Origin of the sequence: Ruegeria sp. (genome assembly GCF_028066395.1) — a bacterium.
Lineage (GTDB): Bacteria > Pseudomonadota > Alphaproteobacteria > Rhodobacterales > Rhodobacteraceae > Ruegeria.
Window position 1 is genome coordinate 11,166 of sequence record NZ_JALCBM010000059.1, and the last position, 16,435, is coordinate 27,600.

Annotated in this window: 20 protein-coding genes; 14 read left to right on the forward strand and 6 right to left on the reverse strand. The window is 61.0% G+C overall.

All coding sequences use genetic code 11. From position 1 onward, the window contains the following. Both MPJ51_RS16650 and MPJ51_RS16655 read right to left on the reverse strand, forming a co-directional pair. A partial coding sequence (locus tag MPJ51_RS16650) for an HD domain-containing protein (protein WP_298388996.1) occupies positions 1-214 on the reverse strand: 214 nt, incomplete at its 3' end. Then, positions 211-1,350 (reverse strand): TauD/TfdA family dioxygenase, encoded by a 1,140-nt coding sequence (locus tag MPJ51_RS16655; protein ID WP_298388998.1) that lies wholly within the window; start codon positions 1,348-1,350, stop codon positions 211-213. The genes MPJ51_RS16655 and MPJ51_RS16650, both read right to left, overlap by 4 nt. Positions 1,351-1,454: 104 nt before the next feature. Here MPJ51_RS16655 and MPJ51_RS16660 point away from each other — a divergent pair, with 104 nt between their 5' ends. Further along, positions 1,455-2,324 (forward strand): LysR family transcriptional regulator, encoded by an 870-nt coding sequence (locus tag MPJ51_RS16660; RefSeq protein WP_298389000.1) that lies wholly within the window; start codon positions 1,455-1,457, stop codon positions 2,322-2,324. Here MPJ51_RS16660 and MPJ51_RS16665 read toward each other — a convergent pair. Beyond that, the gene (locus MPJ51_RS16665) at positions 2,302-3,036 is read right to left on the reverse strand and encodes a creatininase family protein (protein WP_298389002.1); all 735 of its coding nucleotides are present in this window, start codon (positions 3,034-3,036) and stop codon (positions 2,302-2,304) included. The two genes, MPJ51_RS16660 and MPJ51_RS16665, sit on opposite strands and share 23 nt — an antisense overlap. A 72-nt stretch (positions 3,037-3,108) precedes the next feature. Between MPJ51_RS16665 and MPJ51_RS16670 the strand changes: the two genes are divergently transcribed. Beyond that, positions 3,109-3,717, forward strand: coding sequence for an XRE family transcriptional regulator (locus tag MPJ51_RS16670; protein WP_298389004.1), 609 nt, complete (start codon positions 3,109-3,111; stop codon positions 3,715-3,717). 55 nt (positions 3,718-3,772) lie between these two features. On the opposite strand, the gene MPJ51_RS16675 is transcribed toward MPJ51_RS16670, so the two are convergent. After that, positions 3,773-4,543, reverse strand: a complete 771-nt coding sequence (locus MPJ51_RS16675) for a transporter substrate-binding domain-containing protein (protein WP_298389006.1) — start codon at positions 4,541-4,543, stop codon at positions 3,773-3,775. Between the two features lie 121 nt (positions 4,544-4,664). Between MPJ51_RS16675 and MPJ51_RS16680 the strand changes: the two genes are divergently transcribed. Genes MPJ51_RS16680 through MPJ51_RS16695 form a run of 4 tightly spaced genes read left to right on the forward strand, consistent with a single transcriptional unit; the run spans position 4,665 to position 7,576 of the window. Continuing rightward, complete coding sequence (locus MPJ51_RS16680) at positions 4,665-5,405, forward strand: amino acid ABC transporter ATP-binding protein (RefSeq protein WP_298389009.1); 741 nt, start codon at positions 4,665-4,667, stop codon at positions 5,403-5,405. A gap of 8 nt (positions 5,406-5,413) precedes the next feature. Continuing rightward, on the forward strand, positions 5,414-6,175 hold the full coding sequence (locus tag MPJ51_RS16685; protein ID WP_298389011.1) for an amino acid ABC transporter permease: 762 nt from the start codon (positions 5,414-5,416) through the stop codon (positions 6,173-6,175). A gap of 11 nt (positions 6,176-6,186) precedes the next feature. Continuing rightward, positions 6,187-6,522, forward strand: coding sequence for a carboxymuconolactone decarboxylase family protein (locus MPJ51_RS16690; RefSeq protein WP_298389013.1), 336 nt, complete (start codon positions 6,187-6,189; stop codon positions 6,520-6,522). A 4-nt stretch (positions 6,523-6,526) separates the two neighbouring features. Next, complete coding sequence (locus tag MPJ51_RS16695) at positions 6,527-7,576, forward strand: aromatic ring-hydroxylating dioxygenase subunit alpha (RefSeq protein ID WP_298389015.1); 1,050 nt, start codon at positions 6,527-6,529, stop codon at positions 7,574-7,576. On the opposite strand, the gene MPJ51_RS16700 is transcribed toward MPJ51_RS16695, so the two are convergent. Continuing rightward, on the reverse strand, positions 7,577-8,683 hold the full coding sequence (locus MPJ51_RS16700; RefSeq protein WP_298389017.1) for a hypothetical protein: 1,107 nt from the start codon (positions 8,681-8,683) through the stop codon (positions 7,577-7,579). It lies immediately after the preceding gene. A gap of 149 nt (positions 8,684-8,832) precedes the next feature. Here MPJ51_RS16700 and MPJ51_RS16705 point away from each other — a divergent pair, with 149 nt between their 5' ends. The 7 genes from MPJ51_RS16705 (at position 8,833) to MPJ51_RS16735 (ending at position 14,923) form a co-directional block, all read left to right on the forward strand. Beyond that, a complete protein-coding gene (locus MPJ51_RS16705) occupies positions 8,833-9,414 on the forward strand; it encodes a peroxidase-related enzyme (RefSeq protein ID WP_298389019.1) in 582 nt (193 codons plus the stop codon). Between the two features lie 148 nt (positions 9,415-9,562). Beyond that, positions 9,563-9,946 (forward strand): 5-carboxymethyl-2-hydroxymuconate isomerase, encoded by a 384-nt coding sequence (locus tag MPJ51_RS16710; protein WP_298389021.1) that lies wholly within the window; start codon positions 9,563-9,565, stop codon positions 9,944-9,946. 2 nt (positions 9,947-9,948) lie between these two features. Next, positions 9,949-11,454 (forward strand): 5-carboxymethyl-2-hydroxymuconate semialdehyde dehydrogenase, encoded by a 1,506-nt coding sequence (gene hpaE, locus MPJ51_RS16715; RefSeq protein WP_298389023.1) that lies wholly within the window; start codon positions 9,949-9,951, stop codon positions 11,452-11,454. A 24-nt stretch (positions 11,455-11,478) separates the two neighbouring features. Next, on the forward strand, positions 11,479-12,462 hold the full coding sequence (gene hpaD / locus MPJ51_RS16720; protein WP_298389025.1) for a 3,4-dihydroxyphenylacetate 2,3-dioxygenase: 984 nt from the start codon (positions 11,479-11,481) through the stop codon (positions 12,460-12,462). A 22-nt stretch (positions 12,463-12,484) separates the two neighbouring features. Then, complete coding sequence (locus MPJ51_RS16725) at positions 12,485-13,339, forward strand: fumarylacetoacetate hydrolase family protein (RefSeq protein ID WP_298389038.1); 855 nt, start codon at positions 12,485-12,487, stop codon at positions 13,337-13,339. Next, positions 13,336-14,136 carry a 2-oxo-hept-4-ene-1,7-dioate hydratase gene (gene hpaH, locus MPJ51_RS16730; RefSeq protein WP_298389027.1) on the forward strand — a complete coding sequence of 267 codons (801 nt, stop codon included), beginning with the start codon at positions 13,336-13,338 and terminating at the stop codon, positions 14,134-14,136. Before MPJ51_RS16725 ends, hpaH begins: the two co-directional genes overlap by 4 nt. A 7-nt stretch (positions 14,137-14,143) precedes the next feature. Next, on the forward strand, positions 14,144-14,923 hold the full coding sequence (locus MPJ51_RS16735) for an HpcH/HpaI aldolase/citrate lyase family protein (RefSeq protein WP_298389029.1): 780 nt from the start codon (positions 14,144-14,146) through the stop codon (positions 14,921-14,923). A 5-nt stretch (positions 14,924-14,928) separates the two neighbouring features. Here MPJ51_RS16735 and MPJ51_RS16740 read toward each other — a convergent pair whose 3' ends face one another. After that, a complete protein-coding gene (locus MPJ51_RS16740; protein ID WP_298389031.1) occupies positions 14,929-15,681 on the reverse strand; it encodes a helix-turn-helix transcriptional regulator in 753 nt (250 codons plus the stop codon). 124 nt (positions 15,682-15,805) lie between these two features. Between MPJ51_RS16740 and MPJ51_RS16745 the strand changes: the two genes are divergently transcribed. Next, a partial coding sequence (locus MPJ51_RS16745) for an aminotransferase class I/II-fold pyridoxal phosphate-dependent enzyme (RefSeq protein ID WP_298389034.1) occupies positions 15,806-16,435 on the forward strand: 630 nt, incomplete at its 3' end.

The following is a 16,435-nucleotide window of genomic DNA, read 5'->3' on the forward strand; positions in this document are numbered from 1 at the left end:
TGCCGAATTCGCTGGTGAAATGCCCGATATCATGCAGCAGCGCGGCGGCGACGATTTCGTCCGAATGCCCGGCCCGTTCTGCCAACGTCGCCCCTTGCAGCATGTGCTCGCCCATGGTGACGGGTTCGCCCAGATATTCCTCAGACCCCCGGCGATCGAAGATCGAGCCGAGGAAATCGACGATGGTGTCCGATGTCAGGTCCTGTGCGCTCATTCCGCAGCCTCCAGCCCGGCGCGGTGCATGGCGTCACGGGTCGAACGCAACCCGTCCTTGTCGGCATAACAGCCCTGTAACCAGCGTGTGCCGGTGCCGGAATAGGCTTTGCGCGCATGCAGGACGCGGGTGTTGTCTACGATAAAGCTCTCGCCCGGTTCCAGACGGAAGGTCACTTCCATCGCTGGGTCATCGACGATCTCACCCAGACGACGATAGGCGGCATACCACAGGTCCATCTTGTCGAACGGAATATCCGTCACCGTCGCCAGTGAGCGGTTGTTGAACCGCACTGCAATCAGCTCTCCGTCCGGGGACAGCTCGATCAGCGGACGGCGCGAGGTCAGGCAAACGCCCGCCTCGCCGGAATATTCGAACCGGGCGCAATGGTCGGCCAGAACGTCGAAATAGTCGGGGTTTTCCTGTTGCAGGCGGCGGGCGCAGGCAAAGCCGTCGACCACCATATTTTCGCCCCCCTCTGCCGTGCTTTCGAGGCAATAGAGCACCTGAACCGTGGGCGCGGGATCGCGATAGGGGTTGTCGGTATGGGCCTGCAGCCCCAGCCCGGTAAAGGCCAGATTGGTCGGGTTCACCTCGGTCCGGACCTCGAAGAGGCGTCCGTAATTGGTTTCGCGCACATAGCCGAACAGATCGACGACGCGGAACAGCGCACCTTCTTCGGCGGGGCCGCCGGTGACCTTGGCGAAGCCATGGCGGGTGGCCCCATTCAACCAATCGGCCAGCGCTGCGCCGCCCTGTTCCAGAGCATTCAGATCGCCGCTGGGTACATCGTCAGAGATGCCGGTGTCCCAACATTCGACCCCTTCGGCGACCCAACCCCGGATCTGCGTGGCGGACCGGTCATAGGCATGCGCGCGCAGCCAGTCGGCATCATAGGCAACGGTCTTGCCTTCAGGTTCGAACCGGATTTCGATGCCGTCCTCGGTGCCATGGGCCGCAGCGATCCGCGTATCGTGGGGGATGTCGCGCAGCGCGATCAGCCGCTGCCCGTTTGTAGGGGACCGGGTCTCAGCATCTTGGGCATTGTCGCGCAGCCAGATGGCGTGAAACCGCATCTGCGCGTCCCCGTCTGTCAGGGTGAGGATGTGGCCTGTGGGGTCAACGGCTGTTTCCATGATCAAACTCTCTGGGTGATGGAGGTGGCGTGTTGGCTTACAATTTGGTCATTCAACGGATAAACTCAAATCAGAAATAACCGCAGTAAGTATCGGTTTTGCTAATGAGTGATCGAAAGTTCCAACTGCCCCCGCTGGAATGGATACGCGCGTTCGAGGCTGCGGCCCGATGCGGCAGTTTCACCGCCGCCGCTGCCGAGACCGGCCTGACCCAGCCCGCGATCAGCCAGCGGATCGGCAATCTGGAGCGGCATCTGGGCTCGAAACTCTTCGTCCGCAAGGCGCGGGCCATTTCGCTGACGGTTGAGGGCGAGGCGTGGTTGCCGCCGGTTCAAGCGGCGCTGACCGAGCTGCGTGAAAGTTCCGAGGCGTTGTTTTCCAGCGGGCGCGACAGTCTGACGATCTCGGCCAGTCAGTCGATCATCGACCTGTGGCTGACCCCGCGTCTGGCGCGGGTGCAGCGGGCGACGGGGGCGAAATTGTCGATCCAGTCTTTGGTGCTGGGCGGGCAAACGGCCTCGGTCGATGATGTGATCCAGATCCGGTACGGCGCTGGCAACTGGCCGCATGATTACCAACTGCCGTTGTATCGTGAGGCGATGGCGCCGGTCGCCGCGCCCGACTTGCAGGCGCAGGGTGAGGATTGGAGGAGCTGGCCGCGCATCTCTTGCACCGGGCCGCGTCCGGGGTGGGGCGACTATACCAGCCGCTTTGGTATCCCTGCCGACACTGCGTCCCGCCTGCGGTATGACACGTTCCAAAGCGCGCTGGGCGCGGCGAAGATGGGGCTTGGGGTTGCGTTAGGCTCACTACCCCTGTGTTCGCGCGAAATCGCGGCGGGCAATCTGGTGCAATTGACCGACCATGTTCTGGACCACCACGAGACCTATTGGCTGCTGGCCACACGCGATGCCATCAGCCGTCGTCAGTGGGAGGCGCTGGCCGAAGCCCTTACCGCCCCTGGAACGCCGTGAACTCCTTTGCGATGGCCTGGGCTGCGGCGGCCAGAAGGGCGGCGCCGTGTTCGGGGCGGGCCAGGGCGGAATGCGAACCGACGCGACCGTCTGGGAATTGCGCCCGGTGTTCATTCGGCGGGCCATGGCGGTCGCCGCTGTGATCGCGCAGATAGTCGGCACATAGAGGTTCGGGGGGCTCCGCCGCCTGATTGGGTGGCAGCGCGCCCAGCAGGGATTGGGTGATTGCGATTTCCGATGGGGTGGCATGCATCCCCTCCCATTCACCGTACAACTCTTTGCGCATTGTGTTGACGGCTTCGGGCTCCCACCAACTGCGGATGTGCAACTGACCGGCGGGCAGGGTTTCGGCGACACGGGTCAGCGGTTCGACATTGGCGCCGTGGCCGTTGACCACGAAGACGCCGGAAAACCCCTGCGCCAGAAGCCCGTCGATGACCTCTTGCGCCATGGCCTGAAAGGTCGGGGTCGAGACCGATACCGTGCCCGGAAACCCGGTGTTGAACGGCGCGGGCGTATAGGCAAGCGCCGGGGCAACGATGGCGTCGCACAGATCGGCGGCGGCATCGGCCACGGCCTGCGCGCAGATCGTGTCGGTGCCGATGCGACCCATCGGGCCGTGCTGCTCGGTCGAGCCAACCGGCAGCAGAACCGCCGCGCCCGCGTCAATGCGGGTGTCGACCTGATACCATGTCATATGCTCCAGCTTCATGTCCGGCCCTTTCCGCAACAGCGGCAAGCAGTATCGCTTTTCCTTTGTGCAACACACCGATACTCTGAGCCAATGGAAGATTCACCTGCCATTTCCGCTGAAAAGCCGCCGCTGGATCATCTGATCGGGGCTGCGGTCAAAACCCATCGGGTGCTGGCCGGACTGACTTTGGCAGAGCTGTCGGGCCGGTCGGGCGTGTCGACCGCGATGATTTCCAAGATCGAACGCGGGCAGGTTTCGGCCTCCTTGGGCACGTTGGACGCGCTGGCCAGAGGTATCGGCGTGCCCCTGATCAACTTCTTTGCGGCCACCGTTGACCGGTCCGACGTGTCCTTTGTCGCGGCGGGCGAGGGCGTGACGGTGCAGCGGTTGGGCAGCGGCTATGGTCACAGCTACAAGCTGATCGGCCGGGCCGAGGCGCATCACGTCAGTTTCGAAAGTTTCAGCGTCACGCTTGAGGCGCCCTTGGACACCCGACCGCTGTATCAGCATCAGGGCGTCGAATTCATCCATGTGACCGAGGGCGAGATGATCTATGGCTGCGGAGACGAGGCCTATCACATGCGCCCCGGTGACAGCCTGAGCTTCGATTCCAACGCGGCCCATGGCCCCGTTGAATTGAAAACGCCAACCGTCACCTTTGTCACGGTCATTTCCAAGGCAATCTCGGGGGCAAACTGAAAACGCCCGACCGCTGGGGCCGGGCGCTTTGGACAGTGTTAAAGCCGGAACGGGATCAGAGGCCCCATTTCTTCCGGTTTTCCTCGAAGAAGCCCTGCGCCTTCTTCACCTCGATCCAGTTGTTCACGTAGTTGATCCAGACCTGATCGGCCTGCGGCAGCAGCATCGCGATGGGCGAAGGCGACCGGGGACCGGCATTCTTCACGCGTACGACCGGGAACTTCTCCTCAAGGGTCGAGCCTTCGATGTTCGAGGTGATGAACACATCCGCACGCCCCGCCAAAACCTCCTGGAACCCACGCGCCGGGGCCTCGACCACTTTGATATCGGCATCCGGGAACCACTCGCGCACGCGCTTTTCAAAGGTGGTGCCCAAGGTGGTGGCCACCTTCACGTCCGGCTTGTTGATCGAGTCGTAACCGTCGAACTTGTCGGCCTTGTCCTTGATCGTATAGGGAAACAGCTCGACCGAGATATAGCTGTCGGAGAAGCCCGCAACTTTCATCCGGGGCGGCGAGATCGAGGCCGAGCCGGTCAGGTGGTACTTGCCCGCGACAACACCATTAACCAGCGTTTTCCAGTCGGTCGGGACATATTCCACCTCGACCCCAAGATCGGCGGCCAGCGCGTTCATGATGTCGATGTCATAGCCTTTGTAGCTGTTGGTGGCGGGGTCGCGCAGGGACATCGGGTTCCAGTCGCCGGTGGTGCCGACCTTCATGACACCGGAATCCAGTATCTCATTCAGGGCCGATTGCGCCTGCGCGGCGCCCGACAATACCAGACCAAGTGCCGCGGCTGCCGCGGCTTTCCAAAGCGTTTTCATCTGTTTCTCCCGTTGGTGGCGGTTGGGGCTTGCTGCCATATTGTTTATTGATTTAAGCGCAAAGACAAAGATAACCTCAAGAAAATATTCCACTGTGGATAAAATAAGGGCAGTTCAGCTTATGCCAGACGCCGCAATCGAACTTGTTGACGTAAACAAGTGGTATGGCACGTTCCATGTGCTCAAAGACATCAACCTGACGGTTGCCAGCGGCGAAAAGGTTGTGATCTGCGGCCCGTCCGGCTCGGGTAAATCCACCGTGGTACGCTGTATCAACCAGTTGGAAAAGCACCAGAAGGGCACTATCCGCGTCGACGGCGTCGAATTGACGGATGATCCCAAATCCGTGGCCGCGATCAGTTCCGAGGTCGGGATGGTGTTTCAGCAGTTCAACCTGTTTCCACACCTGACCGTTCTGGAGAATCTGACCCTCGGCCCGATCAAAGCGCGGGGTATGTCGCGGAAAGAGGCCGAGGAAAAGGCGCGTCATTATCTTGATCGGGTACATATCCCCGATCAGGCCGACAAAAAGCCCATCCAGCTGTCGGGCGGCCAGCAACAGCGCGTCGCCATCGCCCGGTCGCTGTGCATGGAACCGCGTGTGTTGCTGTTTGACGAGCCGACCTCGGCACTCGACCCCGAGATGATTTCCGAAGTGCTGGAGGTCATGGTCGAATTGGCGCAGGAGGGCATGACCATGGTCGTTGTCACCCATGAGATGGGCTTTGCCCGCAAGGTCGCCGACAAGATGATCTTCATGGACGCGGGCGAGATCGTCGAACAGGGCAACCCGGAACATTTCTTCACCAACCCGCAATCGGCACGGTGTCAGAAATTCCTCAGCCAGATTTTACAGCACTGAGTGGGCCGATGAAAAAACCGCTTCTTCTTCTGTCCGTCTTCCTGCTGGTTGCAGGCTGTGCGTCCTCTTCGACATGGGGTTGGTATGTGATCGACCCGACCACGGCGTCGGGTTGGACCAACGTGAAATTCCTGATCTCGGGGATGGGGGCGACGATCCAGATCTCGCTGATCGCGGCAGTGCTGTCGATTGCCATCGGGCTACTGGTGGCGCTGCCGGGCTTGTCGGAAAAGCGTGGCTGGCGGCTGGTCAACCGGGTTTACGTGGAATTCGTTCGCTCGATCCCTTTGCTGCCGATGCTGTTCTGGGTGTTCTACGGGTTGCCGATCGTGTTCCAGTCGATGGGCATGAACATCCCGATCGATCCGTTCTGGGGCGCGATTATCACGCTGGCGATTTCCGACAGTGCGTTTACGGCTGAAATTTACCGCGCGGGCATCCAATCCATCGCCAAGGGCCAAAGCGAGGCCGCCAAGACCATCGGGCTGAACTATGTCCAGACCATGCGCTATGTGATCCTGCCGCAAGCGATCCGGCGCATTCTGCCCCCCTTGGCCAACCAGTTCATCTACATCGTCAAGATGAGCGCTTTTGCCAGCGTCATCGGCATGCAGGAACTGACCCGCCGCGCCAACGAACTGGTGGTGACGGAATATCGCCCGCTGGAAATCTATACCTTGCTGATCTTTGAATATCTGGTGCTGGTCCTGATCATCAGCGCCGGGGTCCGCTGGCTGGAACGCCGCATGGGCGCGGATGAGCGCGGATAAGGAGTAAACACATGGACTGGAAAACCTTCATGGCCGAGACCGAGGCCAATATCGGTGCCTTTTCCAAAGAGGTCCCCGAAACCGTGCGCGGGTTCGGCATCATGGGCAAGGCCGCCAAGACCGATGGCGCGCTGAGCGAAAAGACTAAGGAGTTCATGGCGCTGGGCATTGCCATCGCCACCCGCTGCGACAGTTGCATCGGGTTCCACGTGCGTTCTCTGGTCCGGCTGGGTGCCACGCGGGAAGAGATGTGCGAGGCGCTGGCTATGGCGACCTATATGGGCGGTGGCCCCTCCTATGCCTACAGCGCCAAGGCGCTGAAGGCGTTTGATGTGTTTTCGGAGTAAGACAATGCGCCCTGATCTGGCCGGAGCCGATGGCTTTATTCGAAACTGCTGGTACGTCGCTGGCCGCAGCGAGGATTTCGGTCGCGAGCTGAGCGCGGTGCGGATGCTGGACGAAGAGATTGTGATCTATCGCGACACCCAAGGCACCGCCATCGCGTTGGAAGATGCCTGCCCGCATCGTAAGCTGCCCCTGTCGCGGGGCACTATCGAAGGCGATCATGTGGTCTGCGGCTATCACGGGCTGACCTTCGGTTGCGGTGGCGAATGCGTCAGCGCGCCGACGCAGTTGGATAACCCGCCGCGCCGCGCTGCGGTGCATGCCTATCCGGCCGAGGATCGCTGGGGCTTTCTGTGGCTGTGGATGGGCGAGCCGGATCAGGCCAGTACTGACGACATCATCGACATCCCCAATTTCGACAACCCGGATTGGGGCAAGACCCAGAAGGGCGCGATGGAGATGGCGTGCCATTACCTTTACATCACCGACAACCTGCTGGACCCCAGCCATGTGGCTTGGGTGCATCTGACCTCTTTCGCTGGGGCAGGGACGGATAACCGCCCGCTGGATCTGGAGGAAACCGAGGATGGGGTGATCGTCTCGCGCTGGATCGCGGATGAACCTGCACCGCCTTACTACGCGCCGGTCCTGCCATTCGGGCCGCAATGCGACCGCAAGCAGCATTATGAATGCCGCCTGCCATCCACTGCGATCAACATGTCCGTCTACACGCCTGTGGGCGAGGGCGGGGCGGATCGTCCGATTTCGCCGAATGCTTTCGTGAACATCTCGTATAATTTCATCACGCCGGTGGATCACGAGAATTCGCACTATTTCTGGTTCCAGCATCGCAACATGCATGCCGATGACGTTGCCATGTCCCAACGCATGTTCGAAGGCGCAATCATGGCGTTTAACGAGGATAAGGACGTGCTGGAATACGTCCAGACCGGGATGGCCCGGCGCAAGAGCGGCTATATCAACCTCGGGCTGGATGCGGGGGCGATGCGGTTCCGCGCGCGCGTCGCCAAGATGATCTCGGCTGAGGCGGGCTGATCAACTCGCCGAAAGCTGCCCGTTGCGGCCCTGACCGACCGCCTGTTCCGGGGCATCAAACACCGCTTTGATACAGGGATATTGCTGCAGAATCTCGGCGCCGCCGGGCAGGAGATCGGGCCTAAGCACGCCCGCGTCCCAGACCGCCACCCCGTCTATTTCAATAGTCGGGTCCAGCACGTTCAGCGAAATCTCACCCGGCGCGTAATGCCCGCAGGTGTGGAAATGCAGCAGGCGTGGGTTGCCAAAGGCCGACCCGCTCCACCGTTCATAGTTCTCATAGGCTGGGGCGGTGTAGGCGCAGCCGGGGTGAATACCGGCATGCCAGGAATGCATGGTCATCGGGTCCAGATCGAACATCTGCCCGACCTTTTCGTAGTGCATCTGCGCGCAATGCACATCCATCGGATGGCCCGAAAAGCCGGTCAGCCGGTTCTCGGCAAAATGCACGGCCAAAGGTTCCCGTAAGTCGCAGCCGTAAGGTTCGTAGAATTTCGACCCGGTCCCCACCAGAAACCCACCCTGCATCAGCACACCCGAAAAGCCTTGCGCCGGTACAGGTGCAAAGACCGACATGGGAAAGCGCGCGATGCTGACATCTGACGCCCCACGCTGGGGAAAGGCCGCGCCCGGGCCAACGAAATCGGTGCCCAGCGGGCAGGTGACACGGATATGCGCGGCATTGGCCAACAGATCATTCACCGCGTTTTTCAGTGCCACGAAGCCGGTGTAATTCGCCCGACCAAAGCCCGAGGCCAGCATATCCCGGTCCAGCGCATAGGACATGATCGGGTTCACATCGGCCATCCCGCCGTCAAAGCGGATCTGATCGCCGGTGCGCGACAGAAACAGGGTGCGGTCGACGGACCGCATCGCCTCGACCAGCCCGTCCGGCAAATGCGTGCCCAGCGGGTCAAAGGGGATCGTGCGGACCGAGGTGTCAATCTCCAGCGACCGCGCGCATTCAACCACGGTCTGGGTGAGATCGTCATCGTAATAGGCTTGTCCGGAGTCCTCGCACAGAACCAGAAGGCTGTCCCCCCGGGCCAGCCCCCCACATCGCAGCAGCAAATTCTCAGCACCCGCGCGCAAAAGCGGATCGCGCATTTCGGCACCCCCCGGCCCAAACTCCTTTGGCGCTTTTACCTGCTCACATTCCCGTTATCTAGCCAAATGTCGTGACAGTAGAAATTTTTACTGACACTCACGCGGCCTTCCGCCATATGCTGACACCAAACTGGAACGGAGGAACCGCGATGAGCGCCTGGATCGACATGGTCCCCGATGAGAAGGCCGAAGGCCGCCTGAAAGAGCTGCTGGACAAGGCCCGCACCCCGCACGGCACCGTGGACACGGTGATGCGCGTCCATTCCCTGCGGCCCGAGACGATGAACGGACACGTCACTCTGTATCGGTCCGTCCTGCATTCCGATGACAACCAACTGCCCTTCTGGTTTCTTGAGGTGGTGGCCAGCTACACCTCGATCCTGAATGACTGCACCTATTCTCTGACGCATCATTTCATGAATGTGCGCAACCTGTTGCGGGATCAGCCGCGCAGTGACCGGATTTTCGTCGCCCTCAAGGCCCATCGTCCCGAGGATGAGTTTGAGGGCAAGGAACTGGCCCTGCTGCGCTATGCTGGCAAGCTGACGACCGATGTGGGCAAGATGGTGAAATCCGACTTTGAGGCGCTCAAGATCGCGGGCTGTTCGGATGGAGAAATCCTTGAGGTCAATCAGGTCTGCGCTTATTTCAACTATTCCAACCGGTTGCTGAACGGGTTGGGGGCGACAACCGAGAATGACGTGATCGGGTATTACAAGGGCGACGATTAACGCGTGTTTTCCCATGTGATGATGCAAAAAACCGGGGTCGCGAAGGCGGCCCCTTTCTGTTTTGGCCCTGCCGATTTGACAAAAAATTTGACTCGATGGCCTTTGAATGCCAATATACTTAACACGTGAACTAAATTGAGAAGGTCGGATGCCGCATATCCACATCGAATATTCCGGGAATCTGGAGCAGATCGTGGATATGGCTGCCCTGTGCGAGGCCCTGCGGGCCGAGGCCGCCGGGATTGAGGCGCTGCCCATGCCGGGCCTGCGCGTGCGCGCAATCCGGGTCAATCACTATGCGATTGCCGATGGTGACCCGAAACATGGCTTTGTGGACATCGTCCTGCGCCTGCGCGAAGGGCGCCCGCCCGCGGTCAAGCGCGATGCAATCAATCGCATCTTCGAGGCGGCGCGAGGCTTTCTGGCGCCTGTGATGGAAAAGCACTCCGTGGCGCTGTCGGCTGAGATACGGGATATCGACGCCGAAATGTCGCCGAAATGCGGAACGATCCGGGATCATCTGGGGAATTGAACATGTCAACGCTGGACCAGAATATCGAAAAACTGAAGGGCCTGCTGACGCGGTTCAACACTGGCATTCAGAACCGGATCGCGGGTGAGGATCGCGGGGGGGCTCTGGGTGAGTTCGACAATACCTCGCCCGTCGACAAAAGCCTGATCTGCCAGGTTGCCCGCGGCGGAGCCGAGGATATTGATGCAGCAGCGCACGCGGCCTCCGCTGCCTTTGCCGAATGGCGCGACATGCCAGCGACCCAACGGCGGGCCATCCTGATCCGCGTGGCCGAAGGGATCGAAGCGCGCGCCGAAGAGATCGCCCTGTGCGAATGCTGGGACACCGGTCAGGCGCTGCGCTTCATGTCCAAGGCTGCCCTGCGCGGGGCCGAGAATTTCCGCTATTTCGCCGATCAGGTGGTGCAGGTCCGCGACGGGCAGCATCTGAAATCGCCCACCCTGATGAACATCACCACCCGCGTTCCGATTGGTCCGGTGGGAGTGATCACGCCGTGGAACACGCCGTTCATGCTCTCCACATGGAAGATCGCCCCGGCGCTGGCGGCTGGATGCACGGTTGTCCACAAACCGGCCGAGGCGAGCCCCCTGACCGCCCGCCTGCTGGTGGAAATCGCCGAAGAGGCCGGACTGCCCAAGGGTGTGCTGAACACCGTCAATGGGTTTGGCGAAGAGGCGGGCAAGGCCCTGTGTGAACACCCCAAAATCCGCGCCATCGCCTTTGTCGGTGAAAGCCGTACCGGCAGTCTGATCACCAAACAGGGGGCCGGTACCCTGAAACGCAACCATCTGGAACTGGGCGGCAAGAACCCGGTCATCGTGTTCGATGACGCCGATCTGGAGCGGGCGCTGGATGCGGTGATCTTCATGATCTACTCGATCAACGGTGAGAGATGCACCTCATCCTCCCGCCTGCTGGTGCAGGATACGATCCGCGCGGAGTTCGAGGCGAAGCTGATCGAACGGGTAAACAATATCCGCGTCGGCCACCCTCTGGACCCGGCGACCGAGGTCGGCCCGCTGATCAGTGCCGAGCATTTCGACAAGGTCACCTCGTATTTCGACATCGCCCGGCAGGACGGTGCCACCGTGGCGGCGGGCGGCGAAACGGTGGGCGATCAGGGCTATTTCGTGCGCCCGACCCTGTTCACCAACGCAACCAACCAGATGCGCATCGCAAAAGAGGAAATCTTCGGCCCGGTCCTGACTTCGATCCCGTTTTCTACCGAAGAGGAAGCGCTGCAAATCGCCAATGACACGCCGTATGGGCTGACCGGATACCTCTGGACCAACGACCTGACCCGCGCGCTGCGCTTCACCGACCGGCTTGAGGCCGGGATGATCTGGGTGAACTCGGAAAACGTGCGCCATCTTCCGACGCCCTTTGGCGGCGTCAAGGCCAGCGGCATCGGGCGCGACGGCGGCGATTGGAGCTTTGAGTTCTACATGGAACAGAAACATATCGGCTTTGCCACCGGCCAGCACAAGATTTCCCGTCTGGGCGTCTGACCCCAGCCATTCAGGAGCAATCAAATGCCCGTACCCGCACCCAATCTCTACCCCGATTTCAACACCATCCGGCTAAGCCATGTGTGTCTTAATGTCAGTGACCTGAGCGCCTCGCGCGCTTTTTACGCCGACCTTTTCGGCCTGCAGGTGGCGGATGAAAGCGACACTCATATCTACCTACGCGCGTTGGAGGAGCGGGGCCATCACAGCGTGATCCTGCAGAAATCCGACCAACCCGGCACAGTCGAGGTGCTGGGGTTCAAAGTGTTCGACGAGGATGATCTGGATCGCGCGCAGGCCTGGTTCTCTGCCCGTGGCCGCCCGACCGAATGGGTTGAGCGCCCCTATCAGGGCCGCACATTGCTGACCTCGGACCTCTACGGAATTCCGCTGGAATTCTATCACAATATGGACCGGCTGCCGACCATCCATCAGGATTATGCCCGCTATCACGGGGTGCGTCCGCTGCGCATCGATCACTTCAACTGTTTCAGCCCGAATGTCGATGAAAGCGTCGCGTTCTATAACGAGATGGGCTTTCGCGTCACCGAATATACCGAGGATGAGGACAGCAAACGCCTCTGGGCCGCGTGGCTGCACCGCAAGGGCGGGGTGCATGACATGGCTTTCACCAACGGGCTGGGTCCGCGCATGCACCATGTGGCCTTCTGGGTCGCCAACCCGCTGCATATCATCGATTTGCTGGATGTGATGTCCACCACCGGCTATGTCAGCAATATCGAACGTGGGCCGGGGCGGCATGGGATTTCGAACGCGTTCTTCCTGTATATCCTCGACCCGGATGGGCACCGGATCGAGATCTACAGTTCCGACTACCAGACGCTCGACCCCGATCACGAGCCGCTGAAATGGGACCTCAAGGACCCGCAGCGGCAGACGCTCTGGGGGGCTCCGGCTCCGCGCAGTTGGTTTGAGCATGGAACCGGGTTTCCGGGCGTGGAACTGGCCGAGCCCGACCTGAAAGCAACCCCAATCGTGGCGCCCTGAGATGACGGACCAGAACCCTTCAATCCGGTTTGCGACCTATACCGCGCAGGGTCAGCAGCATTACGGGGCGATCACCGATGAGGGCGCGATTGCGCTTGACCCGGTGTTCCCGGACTGGCCCACTCTGTTCGATGCCGTGGCTGCCGGTGGGTTGGCGCAATTAGAGGAAGCCGCCCGCAAACGGGTCGTGACTCATACCGATTTCACCTATGACATGGTGCTGCCCAACGCCCCACGTATCCTGTGCGTCGGTGTGAACTTCCCCGACCGGAACGCCGAATACAAGGATGGTAGCGCGCAGCCGGAATACATGTCCTTGTTCCCCCGCTTTGCCAGCGGGTTTACCGGGCATGATTGCCCGCTGATCCGCCCGCCGGAAAGCCACAAGCTGGATTATGAGGGCGAGGTGGCCATCGTCATCGGCAAGGGCGGGCGGCGCATTCCGCAGAACCGGGCCTATGACCATATCGCGGCGCTGACCCTGTGCAACGAGGGCACCATTCGCGATTGGGTGCGCCATGCCAAGTTCAACGTCACGCAGGGCAAGAACTGGGATCGGTCCGGCGCGATGGGGCCGTGGTTGGTCCCGTTCCGCGACGCGGATCAGTTGGATCAGGCGCGGATCGTCACCCGAGTGAATGGAGAGGTCCGGCAGGATGACCGGCTGGACCGCATGATGTTCCCGATCCGGCGCGAGATCGAATATATCTCGACCTTCATGGCGTTGCGTCCGGGTGATATCATCGTCACGGGTACTCCCGCCGGTGCCGGTGCCCGGTTCGACCCGCCGCGTTTTCTGAAACCCGGCGATGTGGTTGAGGTTGAGGTCAACGGCATCGGAACCCTGCGCAACACCGTTCAGGACGAGGCGATATGACCCCGCAAGACCACGAACAGGCCGCCGCCGACCTATTACAGGCGGAACGCTCAGGTCAGCAGATCGGGCTGCTGTCCGAACGGTTCCCGGAAATGGGTATGGATGACGCCTATGCGATCCAGAACGCGATCCATCGGGCCAAACTGGCGGCGGGGCGGCATGTGATCGGGTGGAAGATCGGGTTGACCTCGAAAGCGATGCAATATGCGCTGAATATTGACATTCCTGACAGCGGTATCTTGTTCGACGACATGGCTTTTGACGATGGTGCGACCGTGCCGCAGGGCCGGTTCATCCAACCGAGGGTCGAGGCCGAGATTGCCTTTGTGGTGAAATCCGCCATTGGCGGAGCGGACGTCACGCGGCAGCAGGTTCTGGCCGCGACCGACTATGTCTGCCCGGCGCTGGAAATCCTCGACACGCGGATACAGCGGGTCAGTAACCGGACAGGTAAGACTCGCACAGTCCATGACACGATCAGCGACAATGCCGCAAATGCCGGGATCGTGCTGGGGCCGCAGCGCCACGCGGTTGATGCAGTTGATCTGCGTTGGGTCGGGGCGCTGACCTTCCGCAATGATGAGATCGAGGAAACCGGGCTGGGCGCAGGGGTGCTGAACGACCCGGTTGAAAGCGTTGTCTGGCTGGCCCGCCGCATGGCGCAATATGGACAACGGATCGAACCGGGCCATATCATTCTGTCAGGCAGTTTCATCCGCCCTATCGAGTGCCCGCCGGGCACGAGGATACACGCCGACTACGGCCCTTTCGGTGCCGTCCGCATCAATTTTGAATGAGGTTCCCATGCCCGCGCTTCATAATCCGTTCAAGGCCGCTCTGATCCGGGGAGAGTTACAACTGGGCTGCTGGCTGGGGCTGGCCGATCCCTATGTGGCCGAAATCTCGGCCACGGCGGGGTTCGACTGGCTACTGATCGACGGAGAGCATGCGCCCAATGACCTGCGGTCGATCACCGCTCAGTTGCAGGTGCTGGCGGCTTATGACAGCCACGCGGCAGTGCGCGCGCCCATCGGGGATACGCGGATCATCAAGCAATTGCTGGATGTGGGCGCGCAGACGGTGTTGATCCCCATGGTCGAAAACGCCGAACAGGCGCGGCAGCTGGCGCGCGACGTGACCTACCCGCCTGACGGAGTGCGCGGAGTCGGAGCTTCGCTGGCGCGGGCGTCGCGGTTTGGTGCGATCAAGGACTACGTGACCACTGCGCGGAATGAGATTTGCCTGCTGGTGCAGGTCGAAAACCGCGCGGGCATGGCGGCGCTGGACGAGATTCTGACCGTTGACGGTATCGACGGCGTGTTTATCGGCCCGGCGGATCTGGCCGCCGATATGGGCTATCTCGGCCAGTCCGACGTGCCCGAAGTGCAGGAGCTTATCCTGAGCAGCATCCGCAAGATCACCGCTGCTGGAAAGGCCGCCGGTATCCTGACGCTGGACCCTGACCAACAGCGCGCCTGCGTAGAGGCGGGCGCGACCTTTGTGGCCACCGATATCGATGTGACAGCCTTCGCTCGTAGCATCCGCCACTCGGCGCAAGGTGCGCGGGACCGGCTGAAATCCTGACCGATTCAGCCCGGGTTGCACAGCCCGAACAGAGCAGACTTCGAGTTCACACCCAGCTTTTCATAAGCCCGTTTGCGGTAGGTGTTGATGGTACTGGGGGCCAGATCAAGCTCCCACGCGATGGCGTCGGTGGTCAGGCCCTTCAGAATGCCCTCACAAATCTCCTTCTCGCGGGTGGACAGCGAGTTGAGCGGGCTTTGCAACTGTCCCGGTTGTCCGGCGGCATAGTGCATCAGTGCGATTTTCGACACCAACGCCCAGAAATCGCGACGCAGGCTGTCCTCACTGATGCCGAACGGGCCGTTTTCGTTGAAACGGTAAAAGCTGAGACCCAGAACCTCATCGCCGTCGCAGCACAGGACGGTGATTTTGTCCGCAATGCCGGTGCTGGCGAAAAAGCTTTCGTAAAAGGGGGCGGGCATCTGGTCGCGGAGTTCGCCCAAGGTGAGGATGCGCATCTGACCATCACGGCGAACCTGCGCGACCTCAGCCAGCAAGGGATCGCTGGCATAGTCGCGCAGATAACGCTGCGCCGTGTTCACCGCGCTTTGCTTCTGCCGTTTGCTGAAGGACAGGTAACAGCGCGGGCGGTCACGTTTGTAGGAAAAGATCATGCATTGATCGGCCCTGATCACATGCTCGATCAGATCAAGGAAATGGGTGTTGAACTCCGCATGGCCCGCCGTGGTCAGGCAGGGGGTCAGGATTTTCAGGAATTTCCGGGCGTCGGTGCTGCCGAACATGGTTTCGAGTGACATGGGATCATGATGCGGAACTTCCCCCGCGAAAGCAACGCGATGGGCGGGTTTGTCCCCTGTTGCGGGGGACAGCGGGGACCGGACTCTTGTGGTAGGAAAAGGTGGACGAACAAGGGGTGCAGCGATGGGCGATGCAAGGTCGATGGAATACAAGGCGGGGCTGTCGGCCCGCGATGTTGCGGAATTCACGCAGGGCAGGCCGGTCACCCGGTTGTCGTCAAACGAAAACCCTTTTGGTCCTTCGCCCAAGGCCGTGGCCGCGGCGCAGGCGGCGTTGCAAGACGCCAACCTCTACCCCGAACGCACCGACGCAGCACTTTGCGTGGCACTGGCGCAGTTTCACGGGCGTAGCTTGACGCCCGAGCATTTCTTTGCCGCCAATAGCGGGGTCGAGGTTCTGTCCCTGATCGAAGATGCCGTACTGTGCGACGGGACCGAGGCGATCATCTGCCCACCATGTTTCGGGGCTTATGTGGCATCGCTCAAGAAGAAGGGGGCGACGTTGCGAATGGTCGATCTGATCGGCGCGGATTATGCGGTGGATGTTGACGGTATTCTGGCAGCCGTAACGCCGCAAACCCGGCTGGTGTATCTGTGCAACCCGAACAACCCGACCGGCACCTGGTTTGGCGAAGATGTTCTGAGCGCCATTCTGGATGGTCTGCCCGACCATGTGACCTTGATTTATGATGAGGTCTATTACCAGTTCGCCACCGAACACGGCCTGCCGGATGCGATCCGCCATGTGAAAGAC

What these genes read in the sequence shown, in the direction of transcription:
- MPJ51_RS16655 (WP_298388998.1), bottom strand. Translation starts at nt 1,350, where the DNA reads ATGGAAACAGCCGTTGACCCCACAGGCCACATCCTCACCCTGACAGAC.
- MPJ51_RS16660 (WP_298389000.1), top strand. Translation starts at nt 1,455, where the DNA reads ATGAGTGATCGAAAGTTCCAACTGCCCCCGCTGGAATGGATACGCGCG.
- MPJ51_RS16665 (WP_298389002.1), bottom strand. Translation starts at nt 3,036, where the DNA reads ATGAAGCTGGAGCATATGACATGGTATCAGGTCGACACCCGCATTGAC.
- MPJ51_RS16670 (WP_298389004.1), top strand. Translation starts at nt 3,109, where the DNA reads ATGGAAGATTCACCTGCCATTTCCGCTGAAAAGCCGCCGCTGGATCAT.
- MPJ51_RS16675 (WP_298389006.1), bottom strand. Translation starts at nt 4,543, where the DNA reads ATGAAAACGCTTTGGAAAGCCGCGGCAGCCGCGGCACTTGGTCTGGTA.
- MPJ51_RS16680 (WP_298389009.1), top strand. Translation starts at nt 4,665, where the DNA reads ATGCCAGACGCCGCAATCGAACTTGTTGACGTAAACAAGTGGTATGGC.
- MPJ51_RS16685 (WP_298389011.1), top strand. Translation starts at nt 5,414, where the DNA reads ATGAAAAAACCGCTTCTTCTTCTGTCCGTCTTCCTGCTGGTTGCAGGC.
- MPJ51_RS16690 (WP_298389013.1), top strand. Translation starts at nt 6,187, where the DNA reads ATGGACTGGAAAACCTTCATGGCCGAGACCGAGGCCAATATCGGTGCC.
- MPJ51_RS16695 (WP_298389015.1), top strand. Translation starts at nt 6,527, where the DNA reads ATGCGCCCTGATCTGGCCGGAGCCGATGGCTTTATTCGAAACTGCTGG.
- MPJ51_RS16700 (WP_298389017.1), bottom strand. Translation starts at nt 8,683, where the DNA reads ATGCGCGATCCGCTTTTGCGCGCGGGTGCTGAGAATTTGCTGCTGCGA.
- MPJ51_RS16705 (WP_298389019.1), top strand. Translation starts at nt 8,833, where the DNA reads ATGAGCGCCTGGATCGACATGGTCCCCGATGAGAAGGCCGAAGGCCGC.
- MPJ51_RS16710 (WP_298389021.1), top strand. Translation starts at nt 9,563, where the DNA reads ATGCCGCATATCCACATCGAATATTCCGGGAATCTGGAGCAGATCGTG.
- hpaE (WP_298389023.1), top strand. Translation starts at nt 9,949, where the DNA reads ATGTCAACGCTGGACCAGAATATCGAAAAACTGAAGGGCCTGCTGACG.
- hpaD (WP_298389025.1), top strand. Translation starts at nt 11,479, where the DNA reads ATGCCCGTACCCGCACCCAATCTCTACCCCGATTTCAACACCATCCGG.
- hpaH (WP_298389027.1), top strand. Translation starts at nt 13,336, where the DNA reads ATGACCCCGCAAGACCACGAACAGGCCGCCGCCGACCTATTACAGGCG.
- MPJ51_RS16735 (WP_298389029.1), top strand. Translation starts at nt 14,144, where the DNA reads ATGCCCGCGCTTCATAATCCGTTCAAGGCCGCTCTGATCCGGGGAGAG.
- MPJ51_RS16740 (WP_298389031.1), bottom strand. Translation starts at nt 15,681, where the DNA reads ATGTCACTCGAAACCATGTTCGGCAGCACCGACGCCCGGAAATTCCTG.